The organism is Acidovorax sp. Root219 (assembly GCF_001428665.1).
Lineage (GTDB): Bacteria > Pseudomonadota > Gammaproteobacteria > Burkholderiales > Burkholderiaceae_C > Acidovorax.
Window position 1 is genome coordinate 253,999 of the sequence record NZ_LMIJ01000001.1, and the last position, 16,447, is coordinate 270,445.

Annotated in this window: 13 protein-coding genes; 6 read left to right on the forward strand and 7 right to left on the reverse strand. The window is 68.1% G+C overall.

All coding sequences use genetic code 11. The annotated features are described in order from the left end of the window. Positions 1 to 95 precede the first annotated feature (95 nt). Positions 96 to 2,735 (reverse strand): diguanylate cyclase domain-containing protein, encoded by a 2,640-nt coding sequence (locus tag ASE28_RS01175; protein WP_057263948.1) that lies wholly within the window; start codon positions 2,733 to 2,735, stop codon positions 96 to 98. A gap of 204 nt (positions 2,736 to 2,939) precedes the next feature. Between ASE28_RS01175 and azu the strand changes: the two genes are divergently transcribed. The 3 genes from azu (at position 2,940) to ASE28_RS01190 (ending at position 5,194) form a co-directional block, all read left to right on the forward strand. Further along, the gene (azu, locus tag ASE28_RS01180) at positions 2,940 to 3,398 is read left to right on the forward strand and encodes an azurin (protein WP_057263950.1); all 459 of its coding nucleotides are present in this window, start codon (positions 2,940 to 2,942) and stop codon (positions 3,396 to 3,398) included. 104 nt (positions 3,399 to 3,502) lie between these two features. Next, positions 3,503 to 3,781 (forward strand): hypothetical protein, encoded by a 279-nt coding sequence (locus tag ASE28_RS01185; RefSeq protein WP_157421795.1) that lies wholly within the window; start codon positions 3,503 to 3,505, stop codon positions 3,779 to 3,781. 3 nt (positions 3,782 to 3,784) lie between these two features. Continuing rightward, positions 3,785 to 5,194 carry a hypothetical protein gene (locus ASE28_RS01190; protein ID WP_057263954.1) on the forward strand — a complete coding sequence of 470 codons (1,410 nt, stop codon included), beginning with the start codon at positions 3,785 to 3,787 and terminating at the stop codon, positions 5,192 to 5,194. 117 nt (positions 5,195 to 5,311) lie between these two features. Here the strand turns inward: ASE28_RS01190 and ASE28_RS01195 are convergent, their stop codons facing one another. After that, complete coding sequence (locus ASE28_RS01195; RefSeq protein ID WP_057206454.1) at positions 5,312 to 6,208, reverse strand: LysR family transcriptional regulator; 897 nt, start codon at positions 6,206 to 6,208, stop codon at positions 5,312 to 5,314. Positions 6,209 to 6,312: 104 nt separating this feature from the next. Between ASE28_RS01195 and ASE28_RS01200 the strand changes: the two genes are divergently transcribed. Genes ASE28_RS01200 through ASE28_RS01210 form a run of 3 tightly spaced genes read left to right on the forward strand, consistent with a single transcriptional unit; the run spans position 6,313 to position 10,173 of the window. Further along, the gene (locus ASE28_RS01200; RefSeq protein ID WP_057263956.1) at positions 6,313 to 8,022 is read left to right on the forward strand and encodes an acyl-CoA dehydrogenase family protein; all 1,710 of its coding nucleotides are present in this window, start codon (positions 6,313 to 6,315) and stop codon (positions 8,020 to 8,022) included. A 37-nt stretch (positions 8,023 to 8,059) separates the two neighbouring features. After that, positions 8,060 to 9,034, forward strand: coding sequence for a tripartite tricarboxylate transporter substrate binding protein (locus ASE28_RS01205; protein ID WP_057206458.1), 975 nt, complete (start codon positions 8,060 to 8,062; stop codon positions 9,032 to 9,034). An 8-nt stretch (positions 9,035 to 9,042) separates the two neighbouring features. Further along, positions 9,043 to 10,173: a CaiB/BaiF CoA-transferase family protein gene (locus tag ASE28_RS01210; protein ID WP_057263959.1), complete on the forward strand. Its 1,131-nt coding sequence runs from the start codon at positions 9,043 to 9,045 to the stop codon at positions 10,171 to 10,173. A gap of 15 nt (positions 10,174 to 10,188) precedes the next feature. Here the strand turns inward: ASE28_RS01210 and ASE28_RS01215 are convergent, their stop codons facing one another. The 5 genes from ASE28_RS01215 to ftsH form a co-directional block, all read right to left on the reverse strand. Next, complete coding sequence (locus ASE28_RS01215; RefSeq protein ID WP_057263961.1) at positions 10,189 to 11,226, reverse strand: amino acid ABC transporter substrate-binding protein; 1,038 nt, start codon at positions 11,224 to 11,226, stop codon at positions 10,189 to 10,191. Between the two features lie 199 nt (positions 11,227 to 11,425). Further along, the gene (locus ASE28_RS01220) at positions 11,426 to 11,935 is read right to left on the reverse strand and encodes a GNAT family N-acetyltransferase (RefSeq protein WP_057264344.1); all 510 of its coding nucleotides are present in this window, start codon (positions 11,933 to 11,935) and stop codon (positions 11,426 to 11,428) included. Positions 11,936 to 11,939: 4 nt separating this feature from the next. Next, on the reverse strand, positions 11,940 to 13,274 hold the full coding sequence (glmM, locus tag ASE28_RS01225) for a phosphoglucosamine mutase (protein WP_057206464.1): 1,335 nt from the start codon (positions 13,272 to 13,274) through the stop codon (positions 11,940 to 11,942). Between the two features lie 80 nt (positions 13,275 to 13,354). Next, positions 13,355 to 14,194, reverse strand: coding sequence for a dihydropteroate synthase (gene folP / locus ASE28_RS01230; RefSeq protein ID WP_057263963.1), 840 nt, complete (start codon positions 14,192 to 14,194; stop codon positions 13,355 to 13,357). A 192-nt stretch (positions 14,195 to 14,386) separates the two neighbouring features. Further along, entirely contained in the window at positions 14,387 to 16,315 is a 1,929-nt protein-coding gene (gene ftsH, locus ASE28_RS01235; RefSeq protein WP_057206467.1) for an ATP-dependent zinc metalloprotease FtsH, read from the reverse strand. Positions 16,316 to 16,447 lie beyond the last annotated feature (132 nt).

Here is a 16,447-nt window from a genome sequence, read left to right on the forward strand (position 1 = left end):
TCGCCCATCCGCACAATATGAACGCCTGCAGCTTCGCTGTGGGCGTTTTGCTTTTTACCGGCCCCTGATTCGGGCCGATTGAATGCAGCCCCGTATCAGATGGTGCTCTTGACCGCCTGCGGTCCCTGCGCCAGCTGCACGCGGTGCTTGCCTGAACGCTTGGCCTGCAGCATGGCGGCGTCGGCCTCTGCCAGCAGCTCCTGTGCGTCCAGCCGGCCCCGTGACAGCGCGACACCGATGCTCATGCCCACCTGCACGGGTGCCTGTGAGCCCGGCAGTTGCACGGGCTGGCATGCGGCCTGCATCAGGCGATCGAGCACGGCGCGCCATTCGTCCCCGGCCACGGGCGTGAGCACCAGCACGAACTCATCGCCGCCGATGCGCGCCGCCGTGTCCGATGCACGGATGCTGCCCCGCACGCGCCCGGCCAGCTCGACCAGGAGCTGGTCGCCTGCCTCGTGCCCCAATTGGTCGTTCACGGCCTTGAAGCCGTCCAGGTCGGCAAAGCAGACCGCGACCCCATGGCCGGCCCGCTGTGCCGCAGCCAGGGCCTGGCGCAAGCGGTCCAGCAGCAGCAGGCGGTTGGGCAACTGCGTGAGCGCGTCGTGGAAGGCCACGTGGGTGATCTGCTCATGCGCCCGCTTGGCCGCAGAGATGTCCACCGCCATCCAGAAGGTCTCGCGGTCCGACAGGCGCACGCCACTCAGGTCCACCCAGATGGCGTCGCCGCTCTTGTGCTGCAGGCGCACATCGGTGCGAAAGTTCTGGCCCCGGTCCAGCCGCAGCGCCGCGGCATTCTCCACGTTGCGGTGGTCCTGGCCATGGGCATACAGGTCCTGCACCTGGGCACCGTCGAGCTCGCCGGGCGCATGGCCCAGCATGCGTTCCATCGCGGCGTTCTTCCAGGTGATGGTGCGGTCGCGCAGCTTGACCATGCCCACGAGGTCGCTGTTGAGCATGGCAGACTGGTCGTGCAGCAGGGTCTGCACCTGCTGCAGCGCCTGGTGCTGCGCCGTCACGTCGATGGCCACGGTGCGGCTCATCAGGAAGTTGCCCTGGGCATCGCGCACGGCCGTGGCGTTGATGCGCACGAAGCGGCGTTCAGCGCCCGGTGGTGCCAGCTCGACCTCGATCTCCGGGGCCTGCTCCTGCAGGGTCAGCACGATGAAGTGGTCATGGAATCGCAGGCGGCTCGCCCCCTGCAGCAGATCGCTGAAGCGGGTGTGGGACTCCACGGGCGTGCCGCCCAGCCACTGCTGCAGGGTGGCGTTGATGTGCACGACACAGCCCTCGGCATCGAGCGAGAAATACCCGCAGGGTGCGTGGTCGTACAGGTCGCGGATGCGCGCGCCGGATTCTTCCAGGCTTTGCAGCAGGCGCTGCCTGTCGGTGATGTCGCGGGCGGAGCCGAAGATCAGCAACTGCCCGTCGATGTCCACCGCATGCCAGTGCAGGTCGACGTCGATGACCTGGCCGTCCGCCCGCCGGTGCTGCACCTCCACGCGCTGGCGGTCACCGTCACGCACCTTGGACAGCCAGGCGCGGATGGCCGCCTCGTTCTGGTTGGCGTCCCAGCTGGAAACATGCCTGCCCTGCAGCCCCTCCCGGGAGGATCGGTGCATCTGCGCGAACGAATCGCTCATCTCGACCAGGTGCCCCTGGCGGTCGAGGATGTGGATGCCGTCACCGGCCACGCGCAGCAGGATCTGCGTGCGCCGGCTCTGCGCCTCCAGGGCGCGCAGGGTGCCCAGCTCGCGCAGCCCCAGGCGGTAGACCACGAAGGCGGCGGCGCAGCTCAGCAGCCACATGAGGCCGGCCAGCAGACAGAGCATGCGCGCCTCCTGGGCCAGGGGCTGGAAGAAATGCTGGTTGTTGAGCCCCGCAAAGACGATGAATGGCCAGCCCTGCACCTCCCGGTAGGCAACCGTCCGCTCGACCCCATCGGCCGCAGAGGTCGCCGTGTAGACACCCGAGGCCGGGTTGGTCGCCAGGGTCGCCCGCAGCTCATCGGAGACCTGGGTCGACCCAACCTCGACACGCACCTCGTTCCCAGGCGACATCCAGGCCACGAAACGCAGATCCCGTGTCCTGAGCGTGATGGCGTCGCGCTCACCCAGCTCGTAGCGGTGGAACAGCTGCGCAAAGTGGTCCACCCGGATGGTTGCGTACAGGACCCCTGCGAACTGGCCGTTCGCGGCCAGGGGGCGCGCGATGACGATCACCCAGTTGCCCGAGATCTGCGAAACCACGGGCCTGGAGACAATGGGATCACCCGAAGTGGCCTGCCGGGCCTGCTGGAAAAAGGCGCGGTGCGAGATGTCGGCCACCGGCGCCCCGGCCTCCAGGTTGCCCCACCGCACCGACCCCTTCTCATCCGCCAGGCGAAAGCCCTCGGCGCCCTCGAGCAGGCTGCGCCGCTCATCGAGCAGCCGCTGAATGCCTTCGTCCGCCGCACCGGAACCAAACCCGCTGCGCAAAAGGTCGTCCAGCGTCATCCTCAGCACCGCATCGATGAGCCCCAGTTCGGACCCCACGTTGGCCCCGGTGACGGCCACCAGGCTTTCCGCCGTGGTGCGGGCCCGTTCTTCGTGGTTCTGCCGCGACGAAGACAGCACCCACATGACCAGGCCGCACAGCAGTGCCGCGAACAAGGCATTGGACCCCATCAGCAACGTGCCCAGCCTGCGGCCAGGGCGCTCGGCGCGCAAGGACAGCGGTGCGGATTTCTCGGCCATGGGCAATGCTAGCCGAAGCCTTGGCGCAGGGCCACCGGGCCCGCCCCTGGCCCGGGTGGATGCGTGGTGCCGTTGCACCAGTGTCCTCTGATGCAGGTCAACAGCGCTGTCGGCCATCGGTGGTCCACTCACAGGCAGCCTGCCCCCCTGCCCTCCAGAGGCTCCCGGGAACGCAGTTTCTTTTTACCGACGGAGAAATGACAAATGACGATCAAGATGAAAAATGCCACAGCCATGCTGCTGACCACCCTGCTCGCCGGCCCCGCGCTGGCGGCGACCTGCGACGTGGAGATCGAAGCCAACGACGTCATGCAGTTCAACAAGTCCAGCATCGCCGTTCCCGCCAGCTGCAAGCAGTTCACCGTGAAGCTCAAGCACGTGGGCAAGCTGCCCAAGACGGCCATGGGCCACAACTGGGTGCTGACCAAGGCCGCCGATGCCCAGGGCGTGGCTGCCGATGGCATGGCTGCCGGCGTGGACAAGGCCTATGTCAAGGCGGGGGATGCCCGCGTGATCGCGCACACCAAGGTCATTGGCGGCGGCGAAGCCGATGCGGTGGCCTTTGACGTGGCCAAACTCAAGGCGGGAGAGGCCTATGCCTGGTTCTGCTCCTTCCCCGGGCATTCGAGCCTGATGAAGGGCACGCTGGCGCTGGCCAAGTGACGGTGGCACATTAGGGCGGATGCCGCAGGCCGGGCATCCGGTGCGGCTTTCTGGCACGATCAGCGGGATACCCCGCACGCAACCCAGAGAAGGCCCGGATCCGCATGAGCATCGTCGTTTATTGGCAAGAAGCACCCGGAGTGGCCGCCATGCAGGCGTTTGGCGCCCACGAGCTGGCGCCCGCCCTGCAGTTCTGCGAGGCCCGGCGCAAGGCTGGCAAACGCCATGTGAGCCTCTCGACGGAGCTGGCCGAGAGCGTGGGCCGGCCTGGCGTGAACACGGTAGAGGCCCGGCTGCTGCCCGACGGCACGCCTTACGACTGGACCAAGACCCACCGGGGTGCCGGCCCGGACACGCCGGTGGGCGGAAACGGCGGCGTCTGATTCGTGCCCCTGCTGCCCCACCCTTCCTTGCTCGAACAGGTGTTGCGCACGGTCATGCGCCGCTACCGCCTGCCCGCAGCGCCGGCAGCCTGCGCGCAACGGCTGGAGACCAGCCCCGCCACCGCGCTGGCCATGGCCATCGACCAGGCGCGCAGCGCTGCGCAGCATGCGCAGGCGCCTGATGCTGCCACCCAGCACCTGTTCACCGGCTCGCTGGCGCGCCTGATCGGGGATGCCATGCGCGCGGACAGCGGCGATGCCGCCTACCAGGCCATGGTGCTTGCGCACCACGCGCCCCCGGTGCGTGAGGCCATGGCACTGCAAGCCCATGCCGAGAAGGACGAGCGCGAGCTGCGCAGCATCGTCAACGCAGTCGCGCATCCCGCCAAATTCCCGCAGTGCACCGCGGGCCCCCAACGCGAGGCGCTGGCGCAGCTGCATGCAGACCACGCCGCAGCGCAGTGGGATGCGCTTGCAGCCACCGCCCAGCGCTTGCTCGCCATGCCGCAGCTGGCTGGCGAGGCGCGATTGCAGCGCGACTTGGCACGGCTGCTGAGCGGTGCAGCGCTCGCCCGCATGCAGCACGCCACGCTGCTCGCCGCCAACCCGCTGGTGCAGCAATACCACGCCCTGCGCGACCAGCATGGCCCCCGCTCGGGCAGCCCTGCCGCCGTCGCGAAAGGCCAGGCCGCGCAGCAGCGCGGCGCAGCGGTGGAGGCGTTGGCCGCGCAGGCGCTCGAAACGCTGGCGCAGCGGCTCAATGCAGCCGAAGGTGCGGCAGGGGGTGCGGCCGAGGGAACGGCAGGCGCATGGCGCGTGGTGACGTCGATGCGGGTGCCGTCCACGCTACCGGGCAGCGCAGAGCGCGCCAAGAGCGAATGGGATGCCGTGCTGCTGCGGCAGGCGGCGGCGCCCGCCGGTGCGCCAGAGCCCGCCTGGGATGTGTGCCTGCTGGTCGAAGCCAAGGCCTCCATCGACGCGGCCACCACGGATTTTCCGCGCCTGCTGCGCGGCCTGGGCCTGCTCGCCCAGGCGGACCCGGAGGCTGTATACACCTTCAGCACACACCAGGGCCCGGTGCTGCTGCGCGGCGCTGCGCTGGGTGCCCTGGGCACGGGCGACGCCGAGCTGCTCGGCACCGTGCTCTACTGCTGTGATGCACTGGCCGAGGGCGCGCCGCACCTGCTGAGCGCCGCCAGCCGCATGCAACTGCTGTCTGCACCCGAGAGCCTGGCCTTTGCCGGTGCATGCGCACAGGGCCGGCTGGCGGATGCGCGGGATCTCGAACCGGTCTGGCAGCGGCTGCTGGAGTCCCCCCAGTGGGAGTCCGTGCTCCACCAGTACCCGGCGATGCGCCGTGTGCGGGAGTTGGTGGTGCATGTGGCGGACCTGTCCGCCGCCGTCGACCCCTGATACGGATTTGCCTTCAACCGTCTAACGTCGTTGGTTCGCCTTGCCGTGCTATAGCACTGTCTGCGGCTTCCCGCCTAGCTATACGATTGAATGCAAATCCGTAGGACGCAAACTGCATCAGGGCGCCTGGCGCGTGCCCACGAAGCGCTCCAGCTCATCGAGCAATTGCACCACCAGCACGTTGCGCGTTGCCGCATGCCAGACCCCGTAGGCTTCGGACTGCTTGCCCGAGTCTTCGAGCGGGCGGAACACGGCGCCCGGCAACGCGCAATGCCGCATGGCATCGGGCACCAGCGCCACCCCCATGCCTTGCGAGACCAGCGAGACCACGGCCAGCCAGTGCCGTACCTCCAGTCGCACTTCGGGGTAGAAGCCTGCATCGGCGCAGATCGACAGGATGCGCGCGTGGTAGTCGGGTGAGGCATTGCGGGAGAACAGCACGAAGGACTGGCCCTGCAGGCTGGCCACCGCCAGCCGGCGCTTTCTGGCCAGGGGATGGCCCGCAGGCAGGCATGCCACGAAGGGCTCGGACACCAGCAACCGGCAGTCGAGTTCGGCGGGCACGCGGTGCGTGTGGGCAAAGCCGATGTCCAGGCGGTCATGCAGCAACTCGGCCATCTGCTCGGCCGAATTGAGCTCGGTCAGCGTGACCCGCACGGCAGGGTGGGCCGCCTGGAAGCGCACCAGCGCCTGCGGCAGGCCACGGTAGAGCATGGAGCCGACAAAGCCGATGCGCAGCCGGCCGGCAGACCCCTGTGCCACCTGGCGCGCCTCGGTGGCAGCCTCCTGGGCCGCCTGCAAAAGGCTCAGCGCCGAGGCCTGCAGCGCCTGGCCCGCCGACGTGAGGCGCACCGCCTTGCTGCTGCGCTCGAACAGCTGCGCGCCCACCGACTCCTCCAGCTGGCGTATGGCCACGCTCAGCGGCGGCTGGGAGATGGCAAGGCGCCGGGCGGCCCGGCCGAAGTGCAGTTCCTCGGCCAGGACAACGAAGTACCGCAGGTGGCGCAGTTCCATGGCGAACCCTTCAACGATATTCAAATCGGAATGAACAAGACCTAATCAATATTAGACAAGAATTATTCACCGGCCAAGAATCGCGGCAAAGGAGACAACACGCCATGCCCACCGACTCTTCGCCATCCGACGAGGCCTGCAGCCATCCCGTGCCCGACCGCCATGGCGCCAGCCTCTACGACAGCGACACCGAGCTGCACCGGCTGCTCTCGCTCTACCTGCCGGCCGACCTGCTGGCGCACATGCGCCCGCACTTCGAACGGCTGGGGGCCCTGGCGGGCGGCGTGCTGGACGAGCTGGCCGGCACCGCCGACAGGAACCCACCCACCCTCTCGCTGCGCACCCGCACGGGCATCGACGCGCAGAGGGTGCACAAGCACCCGGCCTATGTGCAGATGGAGCGGCTGGCGTTCAGCGAGTTCGGCCTGGCCGCAATGTCGCACCGCCAGGAAACGCTGGGCTGGAAGGGCAGCATGCCGCCCCTGGTCAAGTACGTGATGACCTACCTCTTCGTGCAGGCCGAGTTCGGCCTGTGCTGCCCGGTGTCGATGACCGATTCGCTGGCGCGCACCCTGAAGAAGTTCGGCAGCCTCGAACTGGTGGCGCGCTTCATGCCGCGCCTGCAGAACCTGGACTTCGACAGCGTGGCCCAGGGTGCCATGTTCATGACCGAGCAGGCGGCTGGTTCGGACATCGCAGCCACGCAGACGCGCGCCTGGCTCGGCGACCAGGGCCAATGGCGCCTCACCGGCGACAAGTGGTTCTGCTCCAACCCCGATGCCGACTTTGCGATGGTGCTGGCGCGCTGCGATGGCGGCACCCCGGGGTTGAAGGGCGTCTCGCTGTTCCTGCTGCCCCGGCTGCTCGATGGCGGGGCGCCCAACCACTACCGCATCCTGCGGCTCAAGGACAAGCTGGGCACGCGATCCATGGCCAGCGGCGAGATCCGGCTCGAAGGGGCCGTGGCCTACCTGGTGGGCGAGCAGGGCCGGGGCTTCGTGCAGATGGCCGACATGGTGAACAACTCGCGCCTGTCCAACGGCGTGCGCGCAGCGGGGCTGATGCGCCGCGCCGTGGCAGAGGCCGAGCACATCGCCCGCGAACGCCGGGCCTTTGGCAAGCGCCTGCAGGACATGCCCCTGATGCAGCGCCAGTTGCAAAAGCTGGTGCTGCCCGCCGAACAGGCCCGCAGCATGGTGTTCCAGACCGCCCAGGCGCTGGCCCGCTCCGACGCGGGCGAGGCGGCGGCCTACCCGCTGCTGCGCATCCTGACGCCGCTCATCAAGTTCCGCGCCTGCCGCGACGCACGCAAGGTGACCGGCGACGCCATGGAAGTGCGCGGCGGCTGCGGCTACATCGAGGAGTGGAGCGACCCCCGCCTGGTGCGTGACGCGCACCTGGGCTCGATATGGGAGGGCACCAGCAACATCGTGGCCCTGGACGTGGTCCGCGCGGTGAATCGCGAAGGCTCGCTGCCCGTGCTGCAGGCCCATTGCGAGGCGCTGCTGGACGACACGGCCATCGCGCCGGGCTTTGCCGCCGCACTGCGCAGTGCGCTCGCGCGCGCCGCATCGCTGGCCATGCTGGCCGCTGCAGAGGGCGGCGACCCGCTCGCTCGCCAGGCCGCATCGGCGCTCTACCACGTCACCAGCGCCATCGCGATGGCCTGGGAGGGCGCGCGCGGCGGCTCCGCGCAGCGCATCGAGTGGGCGCAGCTGGTGCTGCTGCACCGCGTGCTGCCGCGCGACCCACTGGCCCCGGCACGCATACCGCTGGAATGGACCGGCGGTGCCACGAACGCCGTGCCGGCCTGAGCCCTTCCCCCTCACACAACAACCCGGAGACAAACCGATGCGACTTCTCACCACCCTCGTGCTCGCCACTGCGGCCGCACTGCCGCTGATGCCACATGCGCATGCAGACACCTTTCCAGACCGCCCCGTCACGCTGGTGATCCCCTTCCCGCCCGGTGGCCCCACCGATGCCATGGCGCGCACGCTGGCGGCCGAGATGAAGGACCGGTTGGGCCAGCCCATGGTGGTGGAAAACCGTGCCGGAGCCGGTGGCAACATCGGTGCCGAGTACGTGGCGCGCTCGGCGCCCGATGGCCAGACCCTGCTGTTTGGCACCTCGGGCCCGCTGGCCATCAACGCCAGCCTGTACCGCAAGATCGGCTACGACCCGGTAAAGAGTTTCGCGCCGGTGATCCAGGTCGGCCATCTGCCGAACATCCTGGTGGTGAACCCCTCGGTGCCAGCCAAGACCGTGAAGGAGCTGATCACCTACGCCAAGGCCTCGCCCGGCAAGCTGAGCTATGCCTCCTCGGGCAACGGGGCCTCGTCGCACCTGGCGGGGGTGCTGTTCAACGCCTCGGCCGGCGTGGACCTGCAGCACATCCCCTACAAGGGCACGGGGCCGGCCTTGACCGACCTGCTCGGCGGGCAGGTGACCATGAGCTTCACCGATGTGCTGACCGCACTGCCCTACGTCAAGAGCGGCAAGCTGCGCGCCCTGGGCGTCACCACGGCAGAACGTTCGCAGGCATTGCCCGAGGTGCCCACCGTCGCCGAGCAAGGGGTGCCGGGCTATGACGTGAGCGTGTTCTTCGGCATCGTGGCGCCGGCGGGTACGCCGCCCGAGCGCATCGCCAAGCTCAACAAGGCTTTCGTCGACGTGCTGAACACCGCCAAGGTCAAGCAGCTGCTGGCCTCCCAGGGGCTGGAGCCCGCCCCCTCGCCCAAGCCCGAGCAACTGGGCAAGTTCATCGAAGCGCAGGTGGGCAAGTGGGCCGGCGTGGTCAAGCAGTCCGGCGCGCAACTCGACTGAGGCCCGCCATGAACACCTCCGATTCACGCCCCCAGGGCGCGCTGGCCGGCATCCGCGTGCTGGACATCTCGCGCATCCTCGGCGGACCCTATTGCGGCCAGATCCTGGGCGACCATGGCGCCGACGTGCTCAAGGTGGAACCCCCACAGGGCGACGACACCCGCACCTGGGGCCCGCCCTTCAAGGACGGAGTGGCCTCGTACTACCACGGGCTCAATCGCAACAAGCGCAGCATGCACCTGGACCTGGGCAGCACGCAGGGCCGCGAGGCTCTGCTGGCGCTGGTGGCCGAGGCCGATGTGTTGATCGAGAACTTCAAAGCCGGCACGATGGAGCGCTGGGGCATGGGCTACGAGGAGCTGTCACGGCGCTTCCCGCGCCTGGTGTGGTGCCGCGTCACGGGTTTCGGGTCCGATGGCCCGCTCGGGGCCCTGCCCGGCTACGACGCTGCGGTGCAGGCCATGGCAGGCATCATGAGCATCAATGGCGAGGCCGAAGGAGGCCCGCTGCGCGTGGGCCTGCCCGTGGTGGACATGGTGACCGGCCTGAACGCCGTGATCGGTGTGCTGCTGGCCCTGCAGGAGCGCCAGCGCAGCGGCCGCGGGCAGTTCGTCGAGGCGGCGCTGTACGACAGCGGCCTCTCGCTGCTGCACCCGCACGCGGCCAACTGGTTTCTGGACGGCAATTCGCCACGGCGCACGGGCAACGCGCACCCGAACATCTACCCCTACGACACGCTGGCCACCGGCACGCAGCCGCTGTTCATCGCCGTGGGCAACGACCGCCAGTTCGCCAGCCTGTGCCGCTGCATTGGCGTGCCGCAGCTGGCGAGCGACGCCCGCTATGCCAGGGCCGGCGACCGCTCGGTGAACCGCGTGGCCCTGAAGGCCGCGTTGGAGGAGGCGATGCAGGATTTCGACGGTGCCGCCCTGGTGGACACCCTGATGGCCGCCGGCGTGCCCGCCGCGCCGGTGCTGTCCGTCGATGCCGCGCTGTCGCATCCGCACACGGCGCACCGGGAGATGGTAGTGGATCTGCCTGGCGGCTACCGCGGCATCGGTGCGCCGGTGAAGCTCAGCCGCACACCGGCCACCTACCGCCATGCCCCGCTGACGCCAGGCACGGGCTTCGGGGGCTGATCGCCATCGGGATCCTCAGCGGATAGGGAAGGCGTACATCAGCCCGTTCTTGTTCCACTGGTTGTTCAGGCCGCGCTGCAGGCCCAGGGCCGACTTGGGGCCTACGTTGCGCTCGAAGATCTCACCGTAGTTGCCCGTGGTCTTGACGGCGCGGGCCAGCCAGTCGCGGTCCAGCCCCAGCAGCTTGCCAGTGTCTTCGGTGGTGCCCAGTAGGCGCTGCACCACGGGGTCGGTGCTGCCGGTCTTGAGCCGGTCGACCGAGGACTGGGTCACGCCATATTCCTCGGCCTCGATCAGGCCGTAGACCACCCACTTGACGATGGCAAACCACTCATCGTCGCCACGGCGCACCATGGGGCCCAGGGGCTCCTTGGAAATCAGCTCGGGCAGCACCACGTGCTCCGACGGGTCCTTGGCCTCCTTGTTGCGCACCGATGCGAGGCCGGAGGCGTCGGTGGTGTAGCCCACGCAGCGGCCCGCGAAGTAGGCGGCGGTGGCGGCCTCGACCTTTTCGAACACGGCAGGCTTGATGGCCAGGTTGTTGGCCTTCGAGTAATCGACGAGGTTCTTCTCGGTGGTGGTGCCCGATTGCACGCACACCGTCTGGCCCTTGAGCTGCTTCAAGCCCTTGATGCCGCTTTTCTTGAGCACCATCACGCCCTGGCCGTCGTAGTAGGTGACGGCCGTCTGGTGCAGGCCCATGGACGCATCGCGCGTCAATGAAAAAGTGGTGTTGCGCGAGAGCACGTCGATCTCGCCCGACTGCAGCGCCGTGAAGCGCTGCTGGGTGCTGAGCGGCACGAACTTGACCTTCTCGCCATCGCCCAGCACCGCCGCCGCCACTGCGCGGCAGATGTCCACATCGAGGCCCGACCACTTGCCCCCCGCATCGGCTACCGAAAAGCCGGCCAGCGCCGTGTTGACGCCGCAGACCACCAGGCCCCGGGCCTTGATGCCGTCCAGCGTCTTGCCGGCATGCGCGGACAAGGGTGCGGCACATGTGGCAACGAGGAACAGGCTGGTGACTGCGGTGCGCAGGGGGGAATGGGTCATGAAAGGCTTGCTCCTTGAAAATACGGCCGTGATGCACCCTGCGCACTGCCCGCCGTCACCTTGTGGGTGCGAGATTCTGGACGATACGTGCCGTGCAACCGCATCGGGGTTTACGAGGATGGAGGCGACAGGCTACACGGATTGCACCACAGCATCTACAAGCAAACAGCTGCTTACAAAAGCCGGGGCCGCAGCCATATCAGAGCAGCTTCTTCTGCAGAAACTGCGCCTGCCCCATCGCCGGGTCCAGCGCATACGGCGCGAAGCCCTCGCGCAGGTACAGCGCCATGGCGCTGGTGTTGCCCGAGAGCACTTCGAGCGTGAGCTTGCAGGCACCGCGCTCGCGCGCGATGGACTCCACCAGCGCCAGCATGCGCTGCGCGATGCGCTGGCCGCGCCAGCCCGGTGCCACCACCACGTCGTGCACGTTGACCAGGGGCTGGCAGGCAAAGGTGGAAAAGCCCTCGAAGCAGTTGACCAGACCCACGGGCACGGGCGGCGCGTCCTCTTGCTGTGCCCAGGCCAGCACGCTGAAGGCCTGTGGGCGCTGCCGCAGTGCGGCGGGCAGGCCGTGCAGCACATGCGCGGCCAGCGGCTGGCCACCACCGGCTGCGTCGCGGGCGTAGCCGTCGAGCAACTGCACCAGCGCCTGGGCATCGCCGGGATCGGCGTAGTCCACGCGGCGAACTTCAATCTGTGCGGGAGTCATGGTCTCAACCTGCACGGGCTGCATCGGCCAGGCGCTGGGCGCAGTGGCTCGCCTGCTGGGCCTCGCGCGCCTCGACCATCACGCGCAGCAGGGGCTCGGTGCCGCTGGCGCGTATCAGCACGCGGCCCGTGGTGCCCAGCTCCTGCTTCACGGCCTCGGTCTCTCGGGCCAGCAGCTGGTTCGACTTCCAGTCCTGACCGGGAGCCAGGCGCACGTTGAGCAGCACCTGGGGGTACAGGGTCACGTCGCTGAGCAGCTCGGGCAGCTTCCTGCCGCTGCGCACGCAGGCCTGCAGCACCTGCAGGGCGCTGACCAGGCCATCGCCCGTGGTGTGGCGGTCCAGCGCCAGCAGGTGGCCTGAGCCCTCGCCGCCCAGCGTCCAGCCGTGGCGCGCCAGCTCTTCGAGCACGTAGCGGTCGCCCACCTTGGCGCGCACGAATTGCACGCCGCGCTGCTGCAGCGCCACCTCCACGGCCATGTTGGTCATGAGGGTGCCGACCACGCCGGGCACCTCTTCGCCGCGGCCCAGGCGGTCGGCGGCCATGAGGTAGAGCAGCTCGTCGCCGTTGTACAGGCGGCCCGTGGCATCCACCATCTGCAGGCGGTCGGCATCGCCGTCGAGCGCGATGCCGTAGTCGGCGCGGTTGGCGCGCACCGAGCGCACCAGCGCCTCGGGGTGCGTGGCCCCCACCTCGTGGTTGATGTTCAGGCCGTCGGGCGCGCAGCCGATGGACAGCACCTCGGCGCCCAACTCGTGGAACACCTTGGGCGCCACCTGGTAGGCCGCGCCATGGGCGCCATCCACCACGATCTTCAGGCCCTTCAGGGTCAGGTCCTGCGGGAAGGTGCTCTTGCAGAACTCGATGTAGCGGCCCGCCGCGTCGTCAAGACGGCGCGCCTTGCCCAGGCTGGCCGAGTCGGCCCACACAGGGGCTTCAGACAGGGCCGCTTCCACCGCCAGCTCCCAGGCGTCGGGCAGTTTGGTGCCCTGGGCGCTGAAGAACTTGATGCCGTTGTCGGGAAACGCGTTGTGGCTGGCGCTGATCACCACGCCCAGGCTGGCGCGCTGCGCGCGTGTGAGGTAGGCCACGCCCGGCGTGGGCAGCGGGCCGAGCAGCACCACGTCCACCCCGGCCGAGTTGAAGCCCGACTCCAGCGCGCTTTCGAGCATGTAGCCCGAAATGCGCGTGTCCTTGCCGATGAGCACGGTGGGGCGTTCTTCGGTGCGGCGCAGCACGCGCCCCACGGCATGGGCCAGGCGCAGCACGAAGTCGGGGGTGATGGGGGCCTGGCCCACGGTACCGCGGATGCCGTCGGTGCCGAAATACTGGCGTGTCATGTGTGAAATCTCCTCGGGTTCTGTCGCTTTTTGGTTTTGCTTCGCACTTGCTCGTACCGGCCTCGTACCTGCCACAGCCCTCACGGCTGTCGCTGCTGCTCCATGGCCTGCCACACGGCCAGGGCGGTCACCGTCTCGGCCACGTCGTGCACGCGCACGATGCGCGCACCGTTCACCACCGCCAGCAGCGCCGCCGCCACACTGGGCAGCATGCGTTCGCCAGCCACGGCCAGCCCGGTCACCGCCCCCAGGGACGACTTGCGCGACCAGCCGGCCAACACTGCGTAGCCTGTGGCCGCCAGCTCCTGCTGGCGCGCCAGCAGCGCAAAGTTCTGCTCCACCGTCTTGCCAAAGCCAATGCCGGGATCGAGTGCGATGCGCCCAGGGGCCACGCCCAGGGCCTGCAGACCGTCGGCAGCCTGCGCCAGGAACGACAGCACCTGGGCCACCACGTCGCCCGCCATGGGCGCCACCTGCATGGTCTGCGGATCGCGGTGCATGTGCATCAGGCAAACCCCGCACAGCGGGTGGCTGGCCACCACGGCCGCCGCGCCAGGTTGGCGCAGCGCCCACACATCGTTGACGATGTCGGCCCCCAGGTCGAGCACGGCCTGCATCACCTCGGGCTTGTAGGTGTCGACAGACACCGGCACGCCCAGCGACACTGCGCCCTGCACCACCGGCACCACGCGGGCCAGCTCTTCGGCCAGCGGCACGGCGGGGCTGCCGGGGCGCGTGGATTCACCGCCGATGTCGAGGATGCGCGCACCATCGCGCACCAGTTGCTCGCAATGGCGCAGCGCAGCGGCCGTGCTGGCGTGCTGCCCGCCGTCCGAGAACGAATCGGGCGTGACATTGACGATGCCCATGACCTGCGGCCGGGCGAGATCAATGGCGAAGCGGGAGGTCTGCCAGAGCATGGAATGGGAGGTGGTCCACCGGGGACTGAACGGCGCCGCCAGGGACGCACAGGCAGGAGGCCGGAAGGGAAGTGGATGCGGGAGAGAGACGAAAAAAGGGGTGCTGCCGGGCCCGGCCACGAAAAACGGGGCACTGGGCCCCGTTGCTGCGGTCGAACCGCTGGTTCGCCTGTCGTGCCTGGACGCTCTCTATCAGGCGGCCGATGGAGCTGCTGGCGCAGCCTCGGTGGCTACGGCAGGCGTGCCGCCACCAGGCGTGTCACCACCCGACGAAGGCGTGCGGGGCGTCCAGTCCTTGGGAGGGCGTGGAGGCTTGCCGGCCATGATGTCGTCGAGCTGTTCCGTGTCGATGGTTTCCCATTCGAGCAGGGCTTTGGCCATGGCGTGCATCTTGTCGCTGTTCTCTTCGATCAGGCGGCGGGCCAGGTCGTACTGCTCGTCGATGATGCGGCGCACCTCGCCATCGACCTTTTCCATGGTCTGCTCGCTCATGTTGGTGGTCTTGGTGACCGAGCGGCCCAGGAACACTTCGCCTTCATTCTCGGCATAGACCATCGGGCCCAAGGCTGCGGTCATGCCATAGCGGGTCACCATGTCACGCGCGATGTGCGTGGCACGCTCGAAGTCGTTGCTGGCGCCGGTGGTCATCTGGTTCATGAACACTTCTTCGGCAATGCGGCCACCGAACAGCATGCTGATCTGGTTGAGCATGTATTCACGGTCGTAGCTGTAGCGGTCCTGCGCGGGCAGGCTCATCGTCACGCCCAGGGCACGGCCACGGGGGATGATGGTGACCTTGTGCACCGGGTCGCACTTGGGCAGCAGCTTGCCGATCAGGGCGTGGCCGGACTCGTGGTAGGCCGTGTTGCGGCGCTCTTCCTCGGGCATGACCATGCTCTTGCGCTCGGGGCCCATGAGGATCTTGTCCTTGGCCTTCTCGAAGTCCTGCATCTCCACGGTGCGGGCGTTGCGGCGCGCAGCCATCAGGGCGGCTTCATTGCACAGGTTGGCCAGGTCGGCACCGCTCATGCCGGGGGTGCCACGGGCGATGATGTTCGGGGCCACGTCCTGGCCGATCGGGATCTTGCGCATGTGCACGTTCAGGATCTGTTCGCGGCCGCGGATGTCGGGCAGCGTCACGTACACCTGGCGGTCGAACCGGCCGGGGCGCAGCAGGGCGGCGTCCAGGATGTCGGGGCGGTTGGTGGCAGCCACCACGATCACGCCCAGATTGGTTTCGAAGCCGTCCATCTCGACCAGCATCTGGTTCAGGGTCTGTTCGCGCTCGTCGTTGCCACCACCGAGGCCGGCACCGCGCTGGCGGCCCACGGCGTCGATTTCATCGATGAAGATGATGCAGGGGGCGTTCTTCTTGGCGTTGTCGAACATGTCGCGCACACGGGCCGCACCCACGCCGACGAACATTTCCACGAAGTCGGAGCCCGAGATGCTGAAGAACGGCACCTTGGCTTCGCCCGCGATGGACTTGGCCAGCAGGGTCTTGCCGGTGCCGGGCGGGCCGACCAGCAGCAGGCCACGCGGAATGCGCCCGCCGAGCTTCTGGAACTTCTGCGGGTCTTTCAGGAAGTCCACGACTTCCTTGACTTCTTCCTTGGCCTCGTCACAACCGGCCACGTCCGCGAAAGTGACCTGGTTGTTGTTTTCGTCGAGCATGCGCGCTTTGCTCTTGCCGAAGCTGAAGGCACCGCCCTTGCCGCCGCCCTGCATCTGGCGCATGAAGTAAACCCATACGCCGATGAGCAGCAGCATGGGGCCCCAACTGACCAGCAAGGTCATGAGCAGGGAGCCTTCTTCACGGGGCTTGACGTCGAACTTGACGTTGTGGCTGATCAGGTCGCCCACCAGGCCGCGGTCCAGCACCGATGCGTTCGTGCGGATCTTGCGGTCGTCGTTGGTCGTGGCAACGATCTCGCCGCCGCTCAACCCCTCGGGGATGGTGGCGCTCTTGATACGGTTGTTACGAACTTCTTCGAGGAATTCGGAGTACCCGATATGTCCTGCGCTGGCGCCGCCACGGGTGTCAAACTGCTTGAACACCGTGAACAGCACCATGGCAATGACCAGCCATACGGCAATTTTTGAAAACCACTGATTGTTCAAGCGGGGCTCCAGTTGCAAGGGAGAAAGGGCGACGGTCACAAAGCCGTCACGGCCTATATGTGGCCCATTTTAGGTCTTTCAAGCGCAGACACCATGGCTATTCCCCCTAGCGGCCATGGGCACCGCTCGGGA